The organism is Protofrankia sp. Cas3 (genome assembly GCF_963555955.1).
In the GTDB taxonomy this organism is placed as follows: Bacteria; Actinomycetota; Actinomycetes; order Frankiales; family Frankiaceae; genus Protofrankia.
In genome coordinates this window covers 1-4,780 of the sequence record NZ_CAUVXP010000261.1, presented here as the reverse complement: position 1 = coordinate 4,780, position 4,780 = coordinate 1, and the positions used below count along the sequence as shown (strand labels likewise).

7 protein-coding genes are annotated in these 4,780 nt (G+C 67.5%); 3 read left to right on the top strand and 4 right to left on the bottom strand.

The window, feature by feature from the left end; genetic code table 11:
- Positions 1-4: 4 nt before the first annotated feature.
- A complete protein-coding gene (locus U9983_RS26690; protein ID WP_322756657.1) occupies positions 5-424 on the bottom strand; it encodes a plasmid replication, integration and excision activator in 420 nt (139 codons plus the stop codon).
- Between the two features lie 192 nt (positions 425-616).
- Here U9983_RS26690 and U9983_RS26685 point away from each other — a divergent pair, with 192 nt between their 5' ends.
- A complete protein-coding gene (locus U9983_RS26685) occupies positions 617-1,024 on the top strand; it encodes a helix-turn-helix domain-containing protein (RefSeq protein ID WP_322756656.1) in 408 nt (135 codons plus the stop codon).
- An 86-nt stretch (positions 1,025-1,110) separates the two neighbouring features.
- On the opposite strand, the gene U9983_RS26680 is transcribed toward U9983_RS26685, so the two are convergent.
- On the bottom strand, positions 1,111-1,338 hold the full coding sequence (locus U9983_RS26680; RefSeq protein ID WP_322756655.1) for a hypothetical protein: 228 nt from the start codon (positions 1,336-1,338) through the stop codon (positions 1,111-1,113).
- The gene (locus U9983_RS26675; protein ID WP_322756654.1) at positions 1,335-1,634 is read right to left on the bottom strand and encodes a hypothetical protein; all 300 of its coding nucleotides are present in this window, start codon (positions 1,632-1,634) and stop codon (positions 1,335-1,337) included. Before U9983_RS26675 ends, U9983_RS26680 begins: the two co-directional genes overlap by 4 nt.
- Positions 1,635-1,800: 166 nt before the next feature.
- On the opposite strand from U9983_RS26675, the gene U9983_RS26670 reads away from it, so the two are divergent.
- A complete protein-coding gene (locus U9983_RS26670; protein ID WP_322756653.1) occupies positions 1,801-3,243 on the top strand; it encodes a helix-turn-helix domain-containing protein in 1,443 nt (480 codons plus the stop codon).
- Positions 3,244-3,381: 138 nt separating this feature from the next.
- Positions 3,382-4,062, top strand: coding sequence for a PhzF family phenazine biosynthesis protein (locus U9983_RS26665; protein WP_322756652.1), 681 nt, complete (start codon positions 3,382-3,384; stop codon positions 4,060-4,062).
- Between the two features lie 537 nt (positions 4,063-4,599).
- Here U9983_RS26665 and U9983_RS26660 read toward each other — a convergent pair.
- Positions 4,600-4,780: tetratricopeptide repeat protein (locus U9983_RS26660; protein ID WP_322756651.1), on the bottom strand; the 181-nt coding region annotated here is incomplete at its 5' end.

Here is a 4,780-nt window from a genome sequence, read left to right as displayed (position 1 = left end):
GCGGTCATGCCGCCACCCCCGACGAGGCCCGCCGGCCACCGGAACCGACCGGCCGCATCCCCCGCGCCCGCAGCGCCAATCCCAGCTTCGGGGTAGGGCCGAACCTGTTCAGCCACGGCATGACCGTCAACCCGTCGAACTCCACCGGCCGCAACGCCGTACCCGCCAACGGCTCCGGAGGCACCGGCTGAACCGGCGCGGGAATCTTCACCTTCACCTCCGCCGACCCCGCCCGCGCGTTCGGGTCCGCGTCCATCACCCGCACCGCCCACAGCAACTCACCGGTTTCCTTGTCCCGCTCCTGCGCATCCGGCACCCCCGCCTTCGACTTCTCAAAGTCGTTCGCAGGCTCCACCCCGAGCACGAACGCGCCATGGGGAAACACATCCCCGAACGCCACCGGAATCCACCGCGGTATCGCCATCGTTGTCCACCTCCGTAGGGATCATGTCCGGATGTTGCCGGCATCTCACCGCGTTCCGGACAGGTCCCACAATGCACCGCTCATGGAGCGCTCGCCAAGCGCTTTCCAGCCGGTGTATACAGCCGCTGGATAATTTCCCGAATCCCGGTATAGATCGGTATCGGAGGTGCACTGCACCATTATCTTTGCTGTATGACAAACGGCGTTCCGGTGCACACCGCTCGCGGCCCGCGTCTCGACGAGGACTGGAGCGCGGTTGCCGACGCGGTCAACGCGCGGATGGCCCACGAGCGGATCGGACAGAAGGCGCTCGCGGACGTCTCTGGGGTGTCGGTGGCGACGCTGCGCCGGATCCAGCACGGCGCGCACGGCCGCCGGGTCCAGAACACGACGTTGACCGCCATCGCACGCGCCCTCGACTGGCCAGACGACCACCTGATCCGGGTACTCCACGCCGGAGGCACCCCCACGGGCGTCGGTCAGCCCGCCGAGCGGGAGATCCTCGCCGGCATCGGCCGCGTCGAACAGCAGCTTGCCGAGGTCAGCCGCCGCTTGGCCGCCATCGAGGAACTCGTCGCGGCCCGTCTGGTCCATAGGTAAGGGGCCAGCACCCCGACAACGGACGTTTACGCCCGGCGGGATCCTGACCCCTTATCCTTCCCCGCGGTCTCGGCCGCGCGACTACCTCAACCCGGCACGGATGTCGTTTCGCCCGGCTCCCACGACGACGCCAGCTCAGCGACCGGCCGGAACACAAGCGTCACGTCCACGTCGCCGAACGCTTCAGCGAACCCCACCCCGTCCGGCAACGCCGCCCAGGCCCGCAGCACCTCCGCCGGCCGGTCCGCCGGATGAATCGTGATCGTGTAGCCGTCCCCGGGTGACATGCCCCCGGGATGTTCCCCGCCGGTCATCGGCCACCGGCCCGCCGCACCGACCGTGCCAACGCCGCCCCCAGCAGCACCCGCCCGGCCGCCGGCGCCGTGGCAGTGTCGACGAAGAAGAACAGCGGTGTCACCTGGTAGTCGTGCCAGCCGCTTTCCACCGCGAAGAGCTCCGCCGCCGCCGGCGAATCAAACGTGATCGTGGTGTCGCGGACCCGCCGTTCGTCGCCCGGTTCGAAACGGACGACACCGTAAAGGACCGGCAGTCGCTCACCACCGTCTCCGCTGGTCGCTGGGCTTGCCGTGGGTTCTGTCGCTGGCCGCATCCCGTCCCGCTTTCGTTTCCGCTGGTTGGACACCGACCCGACCCAACGGCGATCACTTCTCGACATGGACCCGACCGGCTCCCGGCCACGATTACGAGCCTGACGAACGGTGAAAAGGTCGCTGGCCGTATACACCCGGTGGTTAAACTGGCGGACGGTGCACAGCATGAGACCGATTGCGCCCAATCATCCCGCCAGGGAGGCAGCCGTGACGTCCCGTAACCATGAGCTACCCGCCACACCCGCCGGTCTGTGGGACCGCCCGGACATGGCTCAGGCCCTTGACCAGCGCGACATGGCCACGGTGTTGAAGACTTTCCAGAAATGGACGGGTGCCACCCAAGGGCAGATCGCTACCGCGTGTGGCATGCCGCAGTCCCACATCAGCGAGATCCGTAACAGTAAGCGGCAGGTGATAACGCTGGCCGTCTTCGAGCGGCTCGCGAGCGGCCTGAACATCCCCCGCGCCCGTCTCGGGCTGGACCACGAGAAAACCCACCGGGCAGGCCAGACGACCGCCGTCGCCGGATCCACCGGATCCACCGGATCCACCGCGGACACGCCGGCACGGCCCACCCGCCGGACGGTGTCCCTCGCGATCCCTGTCACTGTCGGACTCGACATGCTCCCCGACGAGCTCATCACCGCCGCAGCCCGCCAATCCGCCGCCGTTCTGGAACGACTCGGCGCGGCAACCGTCGATCCACTCGTTCTCGAACAGCTCGCCGACGACGTCGCCCGCATCTCCCTCGACTACATCGCCGGACCCCCGGAAACCGTGCTTGCCGAAACCGTCGACATGCGTACCCGGGTCCTGGCCGCTCTCGACAACACCCGCCGGCCGACGCAGCTCCGCGACCTCTACCTGATCGCCGGGCAACTCTCCGGCGTTCTCGCCTACGGCGCCATCGATCTGGGCAAGCCCGGCCCGGCGATGGCCCACGCCCGGATGGCCCTGATGTGCGCGGACCTCGCCGGACACACCGGCCTTGCGGTATGGGCGCGAGGAACCCAAAGCCTGATCGCACGGTTCGCGAACCGGTACCGTGAAGCCCTCCAGTACATCCACGCTGGCATGGCCCTACGTCCCACGGGTGCGGGCCTGGCCCGGATCACCAGCGGCGAAGCACAATGCCTCGCCCACCTCGGCGACGTTGCCGGCACTCATGCCTCACTCGCCGCCGCAGCCCACGCCATCGACCACACCGACACACCGTCCGACATCGAAACCGGACTGTTCACCTTCCCCCGTGCCATGCAGCACTACTACGCTGGCGGAAGCCTGATCTGGCTTCCCGACAATGTTGGCGCCCAGGGCGCCGAAGAGGCCATCACCACCGCCATCACCCTGTTCAGCACCGGACCGGCCGAACAACGATTCGTTGCCGACGAAGTCCTCTCGCATGTCTACCTGGCGACTGCCCGGCTCCTCCGGGGAAACATCGACGGTGTCACCGACGCGCTCCACCCAGTTCTGACGATCCCCCGCGAGCAACGGGTCTCCTGGCACCGCCGCCGGCTCGACCGCATCGCCGAGCTACTCGACGCTCCCCGCTACCGCAACTCCACCATCGCCGTAGACCTCCGTCACGAGATCGCTGCCTTCTGACCCTGACCCGTTCGCCGTCACCGCAGCCCCGGAGCCGAGCGCTCACGAACCGCACCCGAACCGCGCATCCAGCGGACAGGAACCGCTCACAGCAGGCATCGTGTGGGCAGGCATCCGGTCGGCAAGGAGGCGCGACACGTGGTCACGGTACGAGTCGTCCGGGTCTTCACCGATCGTGCCGGCAGGCACGGTAACCCTCTCGGCATCATCGAGAACGCCCCGGTCACCGTCCCCGACCGTGACCGCCGGCAGGCCATCGCCGCCGCTCTCGGCTACAGCGAAACCGTGTTCATCGACGATCCCGACAAAGCCCTCATCACGATCTACACGCCGCTTCGGGAACTTCCGTTCGCCGGCCATCCCGCCGTCGGTGCCGCCTGGATGATCGCCCGTCTCACCGGAGCCCACCCCGAGGTTCTCCGGATGCCCGGTGGCGACGCCGCGACCTGGACCGATCAGGACGGCGTGTGGGTCCGCGCCCCACTCGCGATCACCCCGCCGTGGTGGCATGAACGTCTTACCAGCGCCGAGCAGGTCGACGCCCTCACCGGACCGATCAACCCCGCCCAGGAGATGACCCAGGTCTGGGCCTGGCAGGACGAAATTACCGGCACCGTGCGTGCCCGTACCTTCGCCGGTCGACTCGGCATTGTCGAAGACGAAGCCACCGGATCAGCCTCTATGCGCCTAGCGGCCGCACTCGGACGACGCATCATCATCCACCATGGCCACGGTTCCATCGTTCATGCCGAACCCGGACCTCCCGGACACGCCGCGATCGGTGGCCACGTCACCGAAGACGACCCCCGCATGCTCTGAACCAGCTACCGCAACACCCGACCAGATCTCGGATATAAGCCGGGCACTGCCGAATTACTCGGTTTTAGATCAAGACGCGGCACGGGCCGCGCCGCGCGACGGCTGCGCGTGGCGCTGGCGCGCCATGCTCGCCGGGTGCGTCGCTGGCCCGCCACCGCGCACAACCCAGACCAGGAATGGCAAGTATGCCAGACACGCCGGGACCCATGGGCATTCCGGCCAGACCGACCGCCGCCGGATAGGCGAATCCATGCCGTACCGAGCGGCATGGATTCGCGATGCTGGTCCTGTTCCGCGGTCCAGTTCACCAAACACCCGACCGCATTCCAGGATTCGTAATCCCGCGACCAACGGAGACCATCGCCGGCAGGCCAGAGACAGACGAAAAACGAGCAGGGGGCACGCCAGCGGGCAGCCGGGAGACAGCATCCGGCCGCTTCGCTCCCCGGCAGCCCGACCCCTCACCCGCCATGATGAGACCGTCTGCGGTTACCGACAGCACAGTCAATCTTGATCAAGTGATGAAAACCGTCATATCTATTTGTCAAGATCGGACAGATTGCGTCGGATCAGGACGACTGACGGGTGGTCGGGGCCGTAGACCGTCTCGGCGATCGCCAACGCCCGCTGCAACAACGGCAACGCCTCCCCGGCCCGACCCAGGTCTTGCAACGCCAACGCCAAATTGTTCAGGTCGGTGGCGACCTCCGGGTGGTCG